Source organism: Demequina silvatica, from assembly GCF_000971215.1.
Lineage (GTDB): Bacteria > Actinomycetota > Actinomycetes > Actinomycetales > Demequinaceae > Demequina > Demequina silvatica.
This window is the reverse complement of sequence record NZ_BBMA01000008.1, coordinates 1,517-17,350: the sequence shown is the minus strand read 5'-3', so window position 1 is coordinate 17,350 and position 15,834 is coordinate 1,517. Positions and strand designations below refer to the sequence as shown.

The following is a 15,834-nucleotide window of genomic DNA, read 5'->3' as shown; positions in this document are numbered from 1 at the left end:
CGCGATGTCGCTGCTATACCTGGGGCGACACCAGCGAGGGGGTGCAATGGCGACGGTGCTGAGGGGGCTGCTGGGCGGTTCCGCGATCGACGTCCCCGTCCCGCCGCTGCCCGAGGTGACGGCGCTCGAGCCGGGCCGCTTCGGCGGCCCCGGCTTCGTGTCGGGGTTCCTGGGGCTCGGGCTCGTCGCGCTCGGCTTCGCCGCGCTCGTGGTGGTCGTGGCCGTCGCGGCCGTGCGGTTGGGTGCGCGGCATGCCGGAGGGTGGGGGACCCGCGTCGCGGCCGTCCTCTCCGTGGCCGCCTTCGCGACCGGCGTGGTGCTGCTGGTGACGAGCGCGCGCGCCAGCGACACGGCTCAGGCCGACTACGACGCCGAGCTCGCGGCGCAGGAGGCGCAGCTCGACGCGCTCGCCGCGGACTTCGCGCGCGACGTGCGCGCAGGGCTCGGGGTCGAGGTGCCGCACCCGCTCGACGCGATGCTGATCGGGACGGGGCTGATCGAGTTCTCCGCGAAGGATGCCGACGGCACGCCCGTCACCTGCCTGGCGTCCGGCACGCGCGACGGCGACGGCTGGCTCATCCACGTGGAGTGCCCGTCGCCGGCGTGACCCGGGCGCTGCTCGGAGCGCTCAGCGCAGCTCGCGGCTGAGGTAGAACGCCCGCTCGCCGGTGTCGGGCTGCATGAGCGCGAAGCGGTGGCGGGCGTAGAACCGCAGCGCGTCGCCGTCGTCCTCGTCGACGTTGACCTCGATGAGCGCGCACCCGCGCGAGCGCGCGTCCGCGACCAGCGCCTCGATCAGCTCGGTGCCCGTGCCGCGGTCGCGGTGCTCGGGGTGCACGTAGAGCTCGTCGAGCAACGCCACCGGGCCGTCGTGCCACACGTTGGTGCGGTACGTGGCCAGCGCGACCCCGATGGCCCTCTCGCCGGCGAGCAGCGCGAGCGTGTCACCCGCGGTCAGCAGCCGTTCCAGCCGCACGGCGAGCACCGCAGGACCCGGGGTCGGGGTGTCGAATTCGCGGTTGAACGCGTCGAGCAGCCTCGCGACCTCGGCGGCGTCGCCGGGTCCGGCCGTGCGGATCACGCCACCACGGTACGTCCCGGTGCGGGCGACTGTCCCGCCCGGCGCAAGATCCCACCGAAAGTACCGGTGAGCGTCCCGGGGGAGCGGGGCGGCGCGCGCCGGGACGGGGGTCAGCTCGCGCGGTACGCCGCCGCCATGTCCTCGTCGCCGTGGCCGTCCTCGACCACGCGGTCCAGCCGCGCCCGCGCGCCCTCGAGCGCGTCGAGCCTCACGCCCGCCGTGCCCGCAGCCGCGAGGATCAGCTCCGCGTCCTTGGCCGCGGTCGCCGCCCCGAAGCTGGTCTCCGCGAGGCGGTCCTCGAGGATGAGCGCGGCCTTCGTGCGCAGGTAGCCGGAGTCGAGCGGGCCGCCGTCGATGAGCTCGAGGAACAGCTCCGGCGCCACGCCCAGCCCCTGCGCGAGCGCCATCACCTCGCCGGCCGCGTTGTTGATCGCCAGGACCCACGAGTTCGCCACCAGCTTGAGCCGCTGCGCGGACCCGGCCGCCGCATCGTCCCCCGTCCAGAACGTGCGGGTCGCGAGGGCGTCGAAGACGGACGATGCGGTGGCCCGGACGTCCTCCGGCCCGGCCGCGAGCACGGTGAGGGTGCCGAGCTCCGCGGGCTCGCGCGTGCCGAGCACCGGGGCGTCGATGAGGATGACATTGAGCTCCGCGGCGAGCGCCGCGATGGCGGGCTGCGCGTCGAGGCCCACGGTCGCGGACTGCACCCACAGGGCGCCGGGACGCAGGCCCGGGGCGGCGTGGCGCATCACCTCGAGCGTCGCGGGCCCGTCGTGGAGCATGGTGAGGACCACGTCGGCCTCGTGGACGGCCTCGGCGGGGGTGGCGGTCGCTGTGGCGCCGTCGGCGACCAGGGCGGCGGCCGTCGCATGCGTGCGGTTCCACACGCGCACGCCGTGGCCCGCGCGCACCAGGTTCCTGGTCATTGCGGCGCCCATGATGCCGGTGCCGAGCACGGCGATCTCGAGCGAGCGGAACACGCCCTCGGGGGAGGGGGTGGGGGCGGTCTGCGTCATCGGGTGCTCCTGACGTCGGCGGATGGGTCCGGAGGGACAACGAGCGGCGGCGCCCACTCCTTCCCGGGCGGTCGACTAGCCTCGACGCGTGCCCCGCCTGCTCACCACCGCCCTCGCCGTCCTCGCGCTCGCGGGCTGCGGGCTGCTCGGCAGCGGCGAGGCCTCAGAGACGCCCGCGCCCGCCGCCACCACGTCCACCGCGCCCGCCGCCGAGGCGAGCGCGACGCCCGGGGCGACCGACGCATCGTCGACCGAGGTCCCCACCAGCGTCATCAACCTGGGCGAGCATGGGTCCTACGGGGTGGTGACGCTCGACCTCGACGCGTGGGACGTGCGCGTCGACTGGCCGCAGGACCCCGAAGGCACGGACCTGGGCGAGTACATCGAGGACCATCCCGGGATCGCGGTGCTCACCAACGCGGGGATCTTCTCGGAGGACCTCACGCCGGGTGGCCTGCTGGTCGCGGACGGCGAGGAGCTGCGTGCGCTCAACCTGGCCGACGGTTACGGCAACTTCCACCTCAAGCCCAACGCGGTGTTCGAGATCCGCAAGGACGGCACCGCGGCGGTGGTCGACTCGACGGAGTACCGCGCGAAGGGCGTGACCCAGGCGACGCAGTCCGGGCCGGCGCTGCTGCTCGACGGCGAGGTGCATCCGCTGTTCACGGAGGGCAGCGAGAACACCGCGCTGCGCACCGGCGTGGGGGTGAGCCCCGACGGCCGCACCGTGTACCTGGTCATCACCCGCACGTATGTGAACCTGTGGGACTTCGCGGTGATGTTCCGCGACGAGCTGGGAGTCGAGGATGCGCTCTACCTCGACGGGCAGATCTCGCAGCTGTGGGTCTCGGGCTACGCGGAGCCGACGCCCTACCTGGGCCCGTACGCGGGGGTCATCGCGGCGTACCCGCGCTGAGCCGGGCCTACGCTGGCCGCATGGCCATCGTCGACCTCGCCGAGCTGCTCGCGAACCTCAGCACCCGGCTCGACCCCGAGCGCTACGTGTGGGCCTCCGTCGCGACAGTGCCTGGCGGGTGGGATCCCGTGGTGACGGTGGTGGAGTCCGAGGGCACCACGGTGGTCCTGCGGGAGGACGATGCGCGGGCGCTGGGTCTCGCATTCGAGTTCCCGTCCGCGCGGATCACCCTCGAGGTGCACTCCTCGCTGGAGGCGGTGGGGCTGACGGCCGCGTTCGCGCGTGCGCTCGCGGACGCCGGGGTGAGCGCGAACGTGGTCGCGGGCTTCCACCACGACCACATCTTCGTCCCCTGGGACCGGCGCGAGGACGCGCTCGCGGCCCTCGAACGGCTCGAGGCGGACGCGCGCGGGTAGGCGGGTACCGCGGTCGTCGCAGCGGGGCGTCGCGCGGCGTACCGCGTCCGCGGACACTTGCGCGCCGAGGGACGGACGTCCCCCTCTGCGGCGCGTGCGCGGCGCAACACTGCAGGTATGAGCCTCGTCACCGTCGCCTTGACCAGGATCGCCGCCACGCGCGGGCCCGGAGCATGGCTGCTCGCCGTCGCTCCGGCCGCGGGGCTTGCGCTCGCGCTCGGCGTCGACGCGATCGTGGGCCTCGGGATCGCCGAAGGTGTCGCGGTCGGGACGCTCGGAGTCATCGACGCGATCTCGAACGCGGTCACCGGCGGGTAGGGGAACGACAACCAGCCACCACCAGCGCGCAGAGATCCGCTAGAACCGACACTGAGCTACCAACTCCGTCGGGTGTGGCGGGGGCGGGCCGCGCCCCCGTGCGGCGGCGCGCGGGCGCGGATAGATTCGAGGCAGAGCCATGCCCACGTCCCCGACGCCGCGCGAGCGGGAGCAGGTCGACGCCGCGAACGCGGCGGACGGCCCCGCGGTGCTGCTCCTGCACGAGATGTGGAGCCTCGCGGTCACCTGGGAGCCGTGGCGCGAGCCGCTCGCACGCGCGGGGTTCGCGACGGTCGCCGTCGCGTGGCCGGGCGAGCCGGAGTCGGCCGAGGAGGCGCGCCGTCACCCCGAGGCGCTCGCGGGGATCGGGCTGCTCGACATGCTCGACCACGCCGCGGCCGTGGCGGGCGTGCTGCGCGAGCCGCCGTTCGTGGTGGGCACGGGGGTGGGTGGCCTCACCGCGCAGCAGCTCGCGGGCCGCGGGCTCGCACGCGCGACCGTCGCGATCGTGCCGGCGCCGATGCGCGGCGCCAGGCCCGCCCCCGACTCGGTGCTCCACTCCGCGGCGCCCATCCTGCGCGACCGTGACAACCGCGACCGGGCCGTCGCGCTCACCTATCCGGAGTTCCGCTACGCGTGCGCCAACACGCTCACACCCGACGAGTCGCACCTGCTCTGGGAGACCGAGCACGTCGCGGCGCCCGGCCGGGTCGGGTTCGAGCTCGCCTCGCCGCGGCGCGAGGCGCGCGCGCCCGCAGGGGTCGACACCGTGAACCGCGACCGCGGCCCGCTCCTGGTGGTCGCGGCGGGGAAGGACCGGCTGGTGCCGCCGGAGTCCGCGGCGGAGACGTTCCGCATCCAGAGCCGCAACCCGTGCCCCACGGACTACGTCGAGTTCTTCGACCGCGGGCACAGCCTCACCATGGACCACGGCTGGCCCGAGGTGGCGCGCCGCGTCATCGAGTACCTCGCCCACCACGCGCCCGCGTAGGTCGGGTCCTACAGCGTCCGGATCACCTTCGCCGGGTTGCCGGCGACCACCGACATCGGGGGCACGTCCTTGGTCACCACGGAACCGGCCGCGACCACCGATCCGCGACCGATGGTCACGCCCGGGCAGATCACCACGGAGCCGCCCAGCCACACGTCCGCCTCCAGAGTGATGGGGAACGCGCGCTCCCAGCCCTCGCGGCGGATCTCCACGTCGAACGCGTGGTTGACGGTGTAGAACCGCGCGTCGGGGCCGATCAGCGCGTTGTCGCCGATGGTCACCACGCCCGAGCCCAGGATCATGAGGTTAGCGTTGATGAACACGTTCCTCCCGAAGCGCACGCGCTCGCGGTACTCGAGGTACAGCGGCGGGCGGTAGTCGAGGCCCGGGCCGCACTCGCCCACCAGCTCGCTCAGGCCCGCGGTCGAGCCCACCGGGTCGTCGTAGTACGCGGCGTTGAGCTCGCGCAGCCGGGCCAGCGTGGCGCGCTGCATCGCGGCCAGCTCGGGCCCGGCGCGGTAGCGGAACCACTCGTCGTTCTCGAGCTTCTGGTACTCGGTGCGGGTGGGGTCCTCGACGGGGACCTCGGCCATGGCGGCCTTCATCTGCTCGGGGCTGGTCACGGGTACCAACCTACGGGCGCGCGGGCGGCGCGGGAGCGCCCGAGGTCCTACTCCTCCTCGACCTGCTCGAACAGCGTGAGCTGCACGCCCACGGGCGTCTCGAGGCGCGCGTTGAGGGAGCCCCACGGGGTGCGGGTGGGCGGCGCGACCTGCTCCGCGCCGGCGGCGAGGGCCGCCGCGCTGGCGGCCGCCGCATCGTCCACCTGCAGGGCCAGCCGCACCTCCCGGGCGACGGGACGGCCCACCTCGAGGGCGTCGATGTGCGCGCGCTGCGCGGTGTTCACCAGCTCGAGGGTCGCGCGGCCGGCCTCGAGGACCACCACGCGCGCGTCGCCCTCGTCGGTGGGCGTCGAGAGGTCGAGCGACACGGGCATGCCGAGCGCGTCGCGGAACAGCGCGAGCGCCTCCTCGAGGTCGGGGGCGTGGAGGACCAGGCGCAGCTGCAGAGGAGCGGTCATCACCCCACCGTGCGCCGGCCCGGCCCCGCCGTCAACCGCTCACAGGTACATGGGCGTGAGCGCCTCGTAGTCCTCCACGGTGCCGTCGGCCAGGCAGGTCTCGATGATCCGCCGGCCCAGCGGGTCGAGCTCGTCGGTGAGGAACTTCGCGAGCTCGGACTTGAAGAAGCCGGTGAGGATCGCGCAGCCGGCGTCGTAGGCCGCCTCGCCCACGTGCGACTGGGTCTCCGGGCGCAGCAGCGTGCGGCGGATCGGCTGGCCGTCGAGGGTCATCTCCTTGGGTGCGTAGCCGAACAGCGCGCACCGCGCGGGCTCGAGCTGGTCGGCGCGCATGCGGCCGCCGCCCTTGCGCGCCAGCCACTCGCGCGTGAGCCACTCCGCGGAGAATCCCACCTGGTAGGCGCCGATGTGCTGGTTGGGCGTGAGGACGTAGCGGGTGCGGTTGAACTCGAGGATCTGGCGCAGCAGCAGGTTCGCGGCGGCCACCTGGGTGCCCGTCGAGAACGGCCAGTAGGAGCCCACGCCTTCGGAGACCATGCCGCCGTGCTCGAGGGTCTTCACCGCGTCCGCGGCCTCGCCGATCGACGGGTTCTTGTCCCCGCGCGGCGCGATGAGGCGCCACAGCCACGCGATCGCCGGCGGCACGAAATGCGCGAGGCCCATGATCCCGTAGGTGGGCTTGTCCGAGGTGCAGGCGGGCATACGGACGCCGAACGTGCGGACGTCGACCGGCTCGGGCTCGTGGACGATCCCGTGGATCATGGTGCGCGGGATCACCACCCGCGGGTTGGGGCAGGGCTTGCCCGTCGAGTCGAGCGTGTGCTCCCACGGCAGCGCGGTCGCGTCGGGCACTCCGTCGATGCTGAAGAACACCAGCGGCGCGTCCGGGTGGATCACGGCGCGCTCGAAGTGCACGTCCGCGCCGTACGACTTGAGGTTGTCGACGCGCACGAACCAGCCGTCCTCGGCGTCCGCGACCACCATCTTGCCGCTGCCGTCCTGGACCGCGGGGTGGCACAGCGTCATGTCGTCGGTGACCGGCGCGAGGTCGGAGGTCTCGGACAGGGTGATGAGGTACGGCTCGCCCGTCGCGACGTTGGTGCCGAGCAGGATGCGGCCGTCGTCCTCGCGGCGCAGCTCCTGGCACATCTCCGACTTTCCGCCGCCCGAGGCGCCCTCGTGCATGATCACGGTCTCGTTGTCGTACGGCGTGGTGACGCGGACCGACGAGGCGTGCGCCGTGATCCAGCCCTCCTGCTCGCCGATGTCGAGCAGCACCGAGAACACGCCCTTCTTCGCGCTGGGACCCGGGTAGAGGTTGTAGGCGAAGATCTCGTGGAGGGTCTCCGAGCGGTCGTGGACCACCACCTGCTTGCCGTCGAAGTGGGTGTGACGGAACGGGGGAGCGACGTAGAGGATCGACCGCGGCGCGAATTCGCCGAGCTCCTCGAACGTCACCCAGCCCTGGAGGTCCACCAGCGCGGTCGCGAAGAACGCCGCGTTCGCCGGCACGATCGCGATCGAAGGCGAGCCGTGCCGCAGCCCGCCGGCCTTGAACGGCACCACCACCAGGTCCTGGTGCGCGAGCCACGCCATGGTGTCCGCGCGGGTGCCGTCGAAGCCGTGCCCGAACCGGTCCGCGAAGCGCGTCTTGTCCGTGGGACGGTCGTCGGCGATCACCATGCACTGCGGGTCGCGGCGGCGCATGTAGTCCTCGGGGTAGTTGACCGCGATGCCGTTGCGGCAGCGGGTCACGGTCGCCTCCGTCACCACCTCGCCGTCGACGTCGTAGTCGACCCAGAACGTGGGCCCGCCGTCGGGGCCGAGCGACAGCGCGAACAGCTCCTCGCGCGTGGCGGGGACGGTGACCGACCGCGCGGCCGCGAGGGCGGCGCGCACGTCCGGCGCGAGGTCGAGGCGGTCCAGCAGGGTGAGGGTGTGCATCCGGTCGGCTCCTTCGGCTTCCAGGCGGCACCTTCCACTGTGCGCCCGTCCCGGCGAGTCTGCCCATTCAAAAGGAAAGGTAAAAGGGACGTAGGTCCGGGGACGGGCGGAGGGACGATGCGGCGGTCGCCCTGGGCGCCCGCGACGCCCGGTGGTACGGTCGCCCTGGGATGCGGCGAACCAGCCGCGCACCAGGGGGGATGTCATGAAGCGAGGGTGGTGGGCGGTAGGCGCGGGGACGCTCGCGATCGCCGGATGGGTGGTGGCGAGGTCTTTACTCGGCGCGGTGCCGGAGGCCGAGGAGCTGCCGGCCGACCGTGAGGTGCCGGCGATCCAGGTGCCGGGCGAGGCGCAGCTGTCCTACGCGTGCATCGGCGGCGGTTGGTACGAGGACGCGCGCACCTACGACCTGCTGATGGTGCAGACCGTCGCGAGCGGCCAGCTCGACGTGTGCGTCCAGGTGTTCCGGATCCCGGACGAGGATCCGTCCGCCGACTACTACCGCGCTGCCGCGACCGCGTACTGGACCACCGAGGGCGGCTGGTCCGCGACGCCGTGGGCCGCTATCGATGCGCCGCCGCTGGGCCCCGAGACCATCGCGATCCACGTGTCCGAGCCGCATCGCGACAACGTCTTCCTCGCCGATCACGCGGTGCTGGAGCCGTGCGCGGAGGGCGAGGAGGCCGTCTACCCGCGCGGCGGGTGGGTGCTCGCGGGCGGCTGCCCGGTCGAGGACGCGATCGAGGACGTCGAGGACGGCGACGTCGCCTCGTGGACCATCGCCGAGCCGTCCGCGGTCGACGTCACGGTGCACACGCTCGAGGTGAAGGTCGACGAGGGCGCGACGCCGGTCTTCACCCTCCAGACCTCGTCGCCCGGCGGGGAGAGCCGCGCGGAGGCGTGGACGGACGGCAGCTGACCCCGACCGGGGTGGCTCCCCGGCGGCGGGCCCGGTCCGCGCTACGCTCCCCGCAGGCGCCCCACCGGAACGCAGACAGGGGGAACGTGTGCGCACGATGGTGATGATCCTGGTCGGGATCGTGCTGATCGGGATCGGCTGGTTCTGGTGGCGCGGCGACGTAGTCGCGTCCTCGCCCGCCATCGACTCGACCGTCGCGGTGCCGCTGCCCGTGGTGACCGGCCCCTACGACCACGTGGCCTCCGACTGCCGCGAGGGCGTCGCATGGACCTCCACGCACACGCGCAAGTGGCAGTCGCTCGCGCAGGAGTACGCCGGCACGGTCGACGCCTGCATGGAGGTCTACCGCGTGACCGCCGACGAGGACCCCGAAGGCGACTACTACCTGGCCGTGGTCACGTCGGCGTGGAACCGCACCGACCGCGAGGACTTCTGGTGGCCGTGGGACGGCGGGGACGATGCGCCGAGCCCGGTGACCCTCGCGGTGACCGCCGGCAACCCCGCCGCGGACGAGGTGTACGACGCGTCCTCGCCGTCCGTCGAGGACTGCGCCGCCGACATCCCCGACGCGCCCGTCATGCTGGACGAGGGTGACCCCTTGGCCACCCCCGGCTTCGTCGCCGGTTCCTGCGGCGGCACGATCGCGCTTGCGGGCGTCGGCGCGGACGGCGCGACGTGGACCGTCACGCGGCCCGAGGAGTTCGATCTCACGGTCACCAGCTACCAGATCAAGGTGGGCGAGGGGGAGCGGCCGCGGCTCCAGCTCGAGGTGACGCCCGCGGCCTGAGGCCGGGTGTTGCGCGGCGGCGCGGCGCGCGACGGCGCGGCGCCTTGACCGCTGTTCGAACAGGTGTTCGAATGGGGGCATGCGGTGGGAGGGACAGGCGCTGCGCGCCGAGACGGACGACGCTCTGCCCGCGCTCGCGCGGATGTCGAACCTGGTGCGTACGGTCACCACGCCCGAGTTCGCGGGGGTGACGTTCCACGAGGTGCTCGCGAAGAGCGCGCTCAACCGCGTGGGGCCGGGCTCCGCGGTGCCGTTCACGTGGACGGTCAACCCGTACCGCGGCTGCACGCACGCGTGCGTGTACTGCTTCGCGCGGCCCTCGCACCGGTACCTCGAGCTCGACGCGGGCGAGGACTTCGATCGCCAGATCGTCGTGAAGATCAACATCGCCGACGCCCTGCGCAAGGACCTCGCGAAGCCATCCTGGAGCCGCGAGCACGTCGCTCTCGGCACCAACACGGACCCCTACCAGCGCGCCGAGGGCCGCTACCGGCTGATGCCCGGCATCATCCGCGCGCTCGCGGACGCCGGCACACCCATGTCGATCCTCACCAAGGGCTCGCTGCTGCGCCGCGACCTGCCGCTGCTGGCCGCCGCGCGAGCGTCCGCGCCGGTCGACCTCGCGCTGTCGATCGCGATCGCCGACGACGACCTCCAGCAGGCCGTCGAACCCGGCACCCCCACCACCCAGGCGCGACTCGCCACCGTGACCGCGGCGGCCGAGGCCGGGTTCGACGTAGCCGTCTTCATGATGCCGATCCTGCCGTTCCTCACGGACTCGGAGGAGCACCTCGACGCGGCGCTGGGGCGCATCAAGGCCGCCGGCGCCGCCTCGGTGACCTACACCGCGCTGCATCTCCGGCCCGGCGTGAAGGAGTGGTACGCGCGGTGGCTCCACGCGCATCGTCCCGACCTGATCCCGCGCTATCGCGAGCTCTACGCGGACGGCTCGTACGCCCCGAAGGAGTACCGGCGCGCGCTCGCCGCGCGCATCAAGCCGCTGATCGCCGCGCACGGCCTCACGCGCACCCCGGAGGACCCCAACACCGGCACGGTCGCCTCGCGCGCCAACGCGCGCGACGACCAGGGCGAGTGGCGCCGCACCCGCCCCCAGCGGGACGATGCGCGGGTTGCGGAACATTCGCCGCCGCTCACCTTGTTCTAGGGGACGGAGGTGGTCGCCATGCCGCAGGAGGCCTGGTCGAAGAAGCGCGAACGCCAGTACGAGCACATCAAGGAGTCCGAGCTCGATCGGGGTCGGTCCGAGCAACGCGCGGAGGAGATCGCCGCCGCGACCGTCAACAAGACGCGCCGCGAGAAGGGTGAGACCAAGGACCGGAAGGGCTGACGGGCCGTGTCGGGCGATGACCGCGACCTCGCCGCCGACGCGCAGGCGGCGCTGTCCAACGAGCGCACGTTCCTGTCGTGGATCCGGACCGCGCTCGCGCTGATCGTCACGGGCGTCGCGGTGGTGGCGTTCGACCTGCCGATCGACCTGGGCTGGCGTCTCGCGGCGGGCGCAATGCTGCTCCTGTTCGCGATCGCCTCCGCGTTCCAGGCGATCTTCGGGTGGCGCGCGACGGCGCGGGCCTTGCGGGAGCATGAGGAACCGCCCGACCTCCGTGTGGGCATGTCCGTCACCGTCGGGGTGGCGAGCGCGGCGGGTCTGCTGCTGCTCGGCTGGATCATGAGCTGATGGAGCGGCACCGACGCGAGACGGTGCGGGCGGTCGAGCAGACCGTTCTCGCATACCGGCGCACCGCGCTGCAGATCGGCGCGCTCGCCCTCGCGGCGGCGCGCGTGCTGTCCGAGACGCTCGGCTGGTGGGTGCTGGTCGCGGCCCTCGCCTCGATCGCGCTCATGGTGGCGGTGCAGCGCTCGGTGCGGACATTCGCCGACACGATCGATGAGAACGGCCGCGTCGACTGGGCGCCTCGCGGCGTGGGCCACGGGACGGCCCGTCACGCGTGGGTCGCCGGCGGCGCGGGGTTGATCGCGCTGCTGGCGGGAGCCTGGATCCTCATGAAGGCCTGACCTGCACCCGGCCGGGGCGGCCGCCCTTGTGCCGCCACGCTTGCCGTTTTCATGCACTCTCGTTGTTGGGCGACGGGGAATCCGCCATCTCAGCGCGACTTCGTTGCGCCACACGCGTCGCCGCGCACGGAAGCGGCGCGCCACGCTCCGGGAGTGACCTGCGCGGCGGTGGCGCACGCGCGAAAGTGCATGAATACCGCGAGCGGGCGTGCACGTACCTCCCCGCCGCGCAGCGCCGCGCGCGATGGAGCCGCCGCGCTACTCGCCCGTGGGCTTCTCCTCGTGGCCGCCGAAGCCCTTGCGCATCGCGGATAGCGTGCGCTGGGCGTAGTCGTCGAGGTCGCGGGACGCGAACCGCGAGTAGAGCGCGGTGGTGAGGACGGGGGTGGGCACGCCCTCGTCGATCGCGGCGATCGAGGTCCAGCGGCCCTCGCCAGAGTCGGACACGTGGCCCGAGAAGGACGCGAGGTCCGGGTCCTCCCGCAGCGCCTCCGCTGTGAGGTCGAGCAGCCACGAACCGATCACGGAGCCGCGCCGCCACACCTCCGCAACCGCGGCGGTGTCGACGTCGTAGCGGTAGAACTCCGGGTGCGCCAACGGCGCAGTCTCCGCATCCGCGTTACGGGCGATCGCGCCGATGTTCGCGTGACGCAGCACGTTGAGCCCCTCCGCGTACGCCGCCATCAGCCCGTACTCGATGCCGTTGTGCACCATCTTGACGAAGTGCCCCGCCCCCGTGGGTCCGCAGTGCAGCCAGCCCTCCTCGCCTGGAGCGAGCTCGCCGGCCAACCCGGGCGTCCGGGCCGCCGCGTCCGCACCCGGCGCGATGGTCCGCCACACGGGCGCGAGCCGGGCGACCACCGCATCGTCCCCTCCGATCATCAGGCAGAAGCCGCGCGCGAGGCCGTGGACGCCGCCCGAGGTGCCTACGTCGACCAGGTGGATGCCCGATTCGCCGAGCGAGGCGGCGTGCGCGAGATCGTCGCGGTAGTAGCTGTTGCCGCCGTCGATGATGGTGTCGCCGGGCTCGAGCACCGCCGCGAGCCCGGAGATGACGCGCTGCGTGATCTCGCCCGCCGGCACCATGACCCACACCGCGCGCGGCGCCTCGAGCGCCTCGACGAACCCCTCGACCGAGCGCACCGGCACCGCGCCCTCCGCGGCGAGGGCGTCGATCGCGTCGGGGGAGACGTCGTGGACCGCGACCGTGTGGCCGTCGCGCATGAGGCGGCGCGTGAGGCCCGCCCCCATGCGTCCCAGGCCGATCATCCCGATCTGCATGTCATTTCCTTCCGTGCGAGGTGGGGGTGGAGGGGTCGTGCCAGGGGCCGTCGCCGCCGATGAGCGTGTCCGCCTCCGTGGGGCCCCAGGTGCCGGGCGCGTAGCGGATGGCGGGGGCGTGGTCGGTGAGCACGCCATCGACCACGCGCCAGGCCGCCTCGACCGACTCCTCCGAGGTGAACAGCGCGCGGTCGCCCTGCATCGCGTCGCCGAGGAGGCGTTCGTACGGGCGGCGGTCGGCCACGCCGCTCGTCTCCGCGATGAGCTCCCGTTGCTCGCCCACGAACTCCTCGCCCGGGGTCTTCACGCGCGCGCCCAGCGCGATCTCGCCGTCCGGCTGGAGGCGGAAGCGCAGGTGGTTGGGGTGCTGCGCCATCATCGCGTCGTCGAACAGGGCCTGCGGGGGCTTCTTGAACTCGACGATCACCTCGTGCACCGTGGCGGGCAGGTGCTTGCCGGTGCGCAGGTACCAGGGCACGCCCGCCCAGCGCCACGAGTCGATGAACAGCCGCGCCGCCACGTACGTCTCCACGTCGGAGCCGCGTGCGACGCCCGGTTCGTCGCGGTAGCCCTCGAACTGGCCGCGGACGATGTCGTTCCTGGTGAGCGGCCGGATCGCGCGGAACACGTTCGCCTTGGCCTCGTGCACCGCGCCGTAGCCCTGGTACGCGGGCGGCTCCATCGCGAGCAGCGCCACGATCTGCAGCATGTGGTTCTCGAGCACGTCGCGGAGGGCGCCCGCGCTCTCGAAGAACGCGCCACGCCCCTGCACCCCGAAGTCCTCCGCGATGGTGATCTGCACGCTCGCGATGCGGTCGCGGTTCCACACCGGCTCAAGGAACGAGTTCGCGAAGCGGAAGTAGAGCAGGTTCATGATCTGCTCCTTGCCGAGGAAGTGGTCGATACGGAACACCGACTCCTCGGGGAAGGCCTTGCGCACCACGGCGTCGAGCGCCTGCGCGGACGCGAGGTCGCGCCCGAACGGCTTCTCCACCACCACCCGTCCGTGCTTGTGGAGCCCGACGCTCGCGAGCCCCTCGATGACCGTGGCGAACAGCACGGGCGGGATGGCGAGGTAGTGCACGGGACGATGCGCGTCCCCCACGGCCTCCTTCAGCGCCCGGAAGGTCGCGGGGTCCTGGTAGTCGCCGTCGACGTAGGCGAGCAGGCCGAGCAGCGTGTCGAGCGCCTGCGGGTCGTGGTCGGGGTGGGCCGCCTCGACCGATTCGCGGGCGCGCGTCCTCAGGTCCTCGAGCGTCCACTGCGAGAACGCCACGCCCACCACCGGGACCGTGAGCTCGCCCTCCAGCACCATGCCGTACAGCGCGGGGAAGATCTGCTTGCGCGCGAGGTCCCCGCTCGCTCCGAAGAAGACGAGCACGTCCGAGCGGGCGGGCTCGTGCGCGGCGGTGGTCATGCGGTGTCCTCCTTGGCTCGTGCGGCCGCGGCGGCCGCCTCCACGTCCATGCGCTCGCCGGTGAGCGCGATCGACGCCTCCCACAGCGCCGGGATGCCGGCCTCGATGGAGGCGCGTCGCAGCAGGAACCGGCGCGTCGGCGCGCCGCTGAGCCCCCAGCGGGGACCCCACAGGGTGCCGCCGCGCGCGTGCGGGTCGGTCGCGGCGCGCAGCTGCGGCAGCGCGCCCTCGTCGGGGTGCATGCCGCGCTGCTCGGCGTACGCCTCCCAGAACGGGCCCTGCCGCCCGCCGCCGCCCTCGCGGACGGTGCGCTTCTGCAGGTCGGTGCGCGAGATGCCCGGGTGAGCGCAGAGGGCCCGGGCGGGCGTGGCCGCGGTGCGCAGGGCATCGTCCAGGCCGAACGCGAGCTGCAGCGCGGCGAGCTTGCTGCGTCCGTAGGAGCGCCAGTCCTCGTAGCGTCCCTCGAGGTGCGGGTTCGCGGGGTCGACGTTCTCCGCGTTGAGGCGCGCGATGGAGGTGGTGGTGACGATGCGCGCGGCGGGGGCCGCGACCAGGCTGGGGAGGAGCCGGGAGATGAGGGTCCAGTGCCCCAGGTGGTTGACGGCGAGCTGGGTCTCGAAGCCGTCCTCGGTGCGGCGCTCTGGCATCGCCATCACTCCCGCGTTGGCGAGGAGAAGGTCGATGCGCGGGTGCGCGGCGGCGATCGCGGCGGCGGCGTCGCGGACGCTCGCCTGCGCGCCCAGGTCCACCGGCACGTGCTCGAGCGAGGCCCCCGGGACCTGGGCGAGGACCGCGGCCCGCGCATCGTCCGTCTTGGCGGGGTCGCGCGCCGCCATCACCACGTGCGCGCCGCTCCGGGCGAGCGCGACGGTGCAGGCGAGGCCGAGGCCTCCGTTCGCGCCGGTGACGACGGCGATGCGGCCGGTGAGGTCGGGGATGTCTGCGGATGTCCAGGTCACGGGTGCTCCTCTCCCCACTGGCCAACCTAGGGCAATGCGCGGATGTTCCGCAGGGCGACCTAGGGTGGTGCCAGGGAGAAGGGGTGAGCGATGACGGCGGTGATGTCGGTGCGGCGGGCGGACATCACCACGCTCGCAGTCGACGCGATCGTCAACGCGGCGAACTCGTCGCTGCTGGGAGGCGGGGGAGTCGACGGCGCCATCCACCGTGCCGCCGGGCCCGGGCTGCTCGAGGAGTGCATGACGCTGCGCGGCTGCGCCGTCGGGTCCGCCAAGATCACCCGCGGGCACGCGCTGCCCGCGCGGCACGTCATCCACGCGGTCGGGCCGGTGTGGCACGGCGGCGACCAGGGGGAGGCGGAGCGGCTGGCCGGCGCCTATGCGGCGTCGATCGCGCTCGCGCAGACCTACGGATGCCGGTCCGTCGCGTTCCCGTCGATCTCGACGGGCGTGTTCGGGTATCCGAAGGAGCTCGCCGCCGCCGTCGCGGTGCGGGCGGTCGGGACAGCGCTCGCGACGGCGCCGGCGGTCGAGGACGTGGTCTTCTGCGTCTTCTCCGACGAGGACCTGGCCATCTACCGGGGGATTCTCGGTGGGTAGGGTGGCGCTGTGAAGGTGTTGCGGGGTGTCGAGCCTGTGCTGGCCGGCGGGTGGCTGCGGGGGCGGGTCGGCGG

20 protein-coding genes are annotated in these 15,834 nt (G+C 73.2%); 12 read left to right on the top strand and 8 right to left on the bottom strand.

Going from position 1 to position 15,834, the window contains the following annotated elements; genetic code table 11:
- Positions 1-46: 46 nt before the first annotated feature.
- Positions 47-607, top strand: coding sequence for a hypothetical protein (locus AOM05_RS11355; protein WP_062522338.1), 561 nt, complete (start codon positions 47-49; stop codon positions 605-607).
- Between the two features lie 21 nt (positions 608-628).
- Here AOM05_RS11355 and AOM05_RS11350 read toward each other — a convergent pair whose 3' ends face one another.
- Positions 629-1,081, bottom strand: a complete 453-nt coding sequence (locus AOM05_RS11350; protein WP_062522336.1) for a GNAT family N-acetyltransferase — start codon at positions 1,079-1,081, stop codon at positions 629-631.
- Between the two features lie 110 nt (positions 1,082-1,191).
- Positions 1,192-2,097 carry an NAD(P)-dependent oxidoreductase gene (locus tag AOM05_RS11345; RefSeq protein ID WP_062522334.1) on the bottom strand — a complete coding sequence of 302 codons (906 nt, stop codon included), beginning with the start codon at positions 2,095-2,097 and terminating at the stop codon, positions 1,192-1,194.
- A gap of 88 nt (positions 2,098-2,185) precedes the next feature.
- Between AOM05_RS11345 and AOM05_RS11340 the strand changes: the two genes are divergently transcribed.
- The 4 genes from AOM05_RS11340 to AOM05_RS11325 all read left to right on the top strand — a co-directional run bounded on the left by AOM05_RS11340 (position 2,186) and on the right by AOM05_RS11325 (position 4,738).
- Positions 2,186-3,013 carry a phosphodiester glycosidase family protein gene (locus tag AOM05_RS11340; RefSeq protein WP_062522332.1) on the top strand — a complete coding sequence of 276 codons (828 nt, stop codon included), beginning with the start codon at positions 2,186-2,188 and terminating at the stop codon, positions 3,011-3,013.
- A gap of 20 nt (positions 3,014-3,033) precedes the next feature.
- Positions 3,034-3,429 carry an ACT domain-containing protein gene (locus AOM05_RS11335; protein WP_062522330.1) on the top strand — a complete coding sequence of 132 codons (396 nt, stop codon included), beginning with the start codon at positions 3,034-3,036 and terminating at the stop codon, positions 3,427-3,429.
- A 117-nt stretch (positions 3,430-3,546) separates the two neighbouring features.
- Positions 3,547-3,747, top strand: a complete 201-nt coding sequence (locus tag AOM05_RS11330; RefSeq protein WP_062522328.1) for a hypothetical protein — start codon at positions 3,547-3,549, stop codon at positions 3,745-3,747.
- Between the two features lie 139 nt (positions 3,748-3,886).
- Positions 3,887-4,738 carry an alpha/beta hydrolase gene (locus AOM05_RS11325; protein WP_062522326.1) on the top strand — a complete coding sequence of 284 codons (852 nt, stop codon included), beginning with the start codon at positions 3,887-3,889 and terminating at the stop codon, positions 4,736-4,738.
- Between the two features lie 8 nt (positions 4,739-4,746).
- On the opposite strand, the gene AOM05_RS11320 is transcribed toward AOM05_RS11325, so the two are convergent.
- The 3 genes from AOM05_RS11320 to AOM05_RS11310 are packed head-to-tail and all read right to left on the bottom strand — an operon-like array spanning position 4,747 to position 7,763.
- The gene (locus tag AOM05_RS11320) at positions 4,747-5,361 is read right to left on the bottom strand and encodes a sugar O-acetyltransferase (RefSeq protein WP_228373281.1); all 615 of its coding nucleotides are present in this window, start codon (positions 5,359-5,361) and stop codon (positions 4,747-4,749) included.
- Between the two features lie 47 nt (positions 5,362-5,408).
- Positions 5,409-5,819, bottom strand: coding sequence for a VOC family protein (locus AOM05_RS11315; RefSeq protein ID WP_062522325.1), 411 nt, complete (start codon positions 5,817-5,819; stop codon positions 5,409-5,411).
- A gap of 39 nt (positions 5,820-5,858) precedes the next feature.
- Positions 5,859-7,763, bottom strand: coding sequence for a DUF4914 family protein (locus AOM05_RS11310; RefSeq protein WP_062522323.1), 1,905 nt, complete (start codon positions 7,761-7,763; stop codon positions 5,859-5,861).
- A 205-nt stretch (positions 7,764-7,968) separates the two neighbouring features.
- Between AOM05_RS11310 and AOM05_RS11305 the strand changes: the two genes are divergently transcribed.
- The 6 genes from AOM05_RS11305 (at position 7,969) to AOM05_RS11285 (ending at position 11,503) form a co-directional block, all read left to right on the top strand.
- The gene (locus AOM05_RS11305; RefSeq protein WP_156165162.1) at positions 7,969-8,682 is read left to right on the top strand and encodes a hypothetical protein; all 714 of its coding nucleotides are present in this window, start codon (positions 7,969-7,971) and stop codon (positions 8,680-8,682) included.
- A gap of 88 nt (positions 8,683-8,770) precedes the next feature.
- The gene (locus AOM05_RS11300; RefSeq protein ID WP_062522319.1) at positions 8,771-9,469 is read left to right on the top strand and encodes a hypothetical protein; all 699 of its coding nucleotides are present in this window, start codon (positions 8,771-8,773) and stop codon (positions 9,467-9,469) included.
- 79 nt (positions 9,470-9,548) lie between these two features.
- On the top strand, positions 9,549-10,634 hold the full coding sequence (locus AOM05_RS11295; protein ID WP_082097478.1) for an Rv2578c family radical SAM protein: 1,086 nt from the start codon (positions 9,549-9,551) through the stop codon (positions 10,632-10,634).
- An 18-nt stretch (positions 10,635-10,652) separates the two neighbouring features.
- Positions 10,653-10,817, top strand: a complete 165-nt coding sequence (locus AOM05_RS14440; protein ID WP_169746753.1) for a hypothetical protein — start codon at positions 10,653-10,655, stop codon at positions 10,815-10,817.
- 6 nt (positions 10,818-10,823) lie between these two features.
- Complete coding sequence (locus AOM05_RS11290) at positions 10,824-11,165, top strand: YidH family protein (protein ID WP_062522316.1); 342 nt, start codon at positions 10,824-10,826, stop codon at positions 11,163-11,165.
- The gene (locus AOM05_RS11285) at positions 11,165-11,503 is read left to right on the top strand and encodes a hypothetical protein (RefSeq protein WP_062522314.1); all 339 of its coding nucleotides are present in this window, start codon (positions 11,165-11,167) and stop codon (positions 11,501-11,503) included. The genes AOM05_RS11290 and AOM05_RS11285 overlap by 1 nt, the downstream gene beginning before the upstream one ends.
- Positions 11,504-11,761: 258 nt before the next feature.
- On the opposite strand, the gene gnd is transcribed toward AOM05_RS11285, so the two are convergent.
- From gnd to AOM05_RS11270, 3 genes are read right to left on the bottom strand one after another with little or no spacing between them, the layout of a single operon-like run.
- The gene (gene gnd, locus AOM05_RS11280) at positions 11,762-12,784 is read right to left on the bottom strand and encodes a phosphogluconate dehydrogenase (NAD(+)-dependent, decarboxylating) (protein ID WP_062522313.1); all 1,023 of its coding nucleotides are present in this window, start codon (positions 12,782-12,784) and stop codon (positions 11,762-11,764) included.
- Between the two features lies 1 nt (position 12,785).
- Positions 12,786-14,201, bottom strand: coding sequence for a glucose-6-phosphate dehydrogenase (gene zwf, locus AOM05_RS11275; protein ID WP_062522311.1), 1,416 nt, complete (start codon positions 14,199-14,201; stop codon positions 12,786-12,788).
- Positions 14,198-15,160, bottom strand: coding sequence for an SDR family NAD(P)-dependent oxidoreductase (locus tag AOM05_RS11270; protein ID WP_062522310.1), 963 nt, complete (start codon positions 15,158-15,160; stop codon positions 14,198-14,200). Before AOM05_RS11270 ends, zwf begins: the two co-directional genes overlap by 4 nt.
- A 90-nt stretch (positions 15,161-15,250) precedes the next feature.
- Here AOM05_RS11270 and AOM05_RS11265 point away from each other — a divergent pair, with 90 nt between their 5' ends.
- On the top strand, positions 15,251-15,760 hold the full coding sequence (locus AOM05_RS11265; RefSeq protein ID WP_062522308.1) for an O-acetyl-ADP-ribose deacetylase: 510 nt from the start codon (positions 15,251-15,253) through the stop codon (positions 15,758-15,760).
- Positions 15,761-15,834 lie beyond the last annotated feature (74 nt).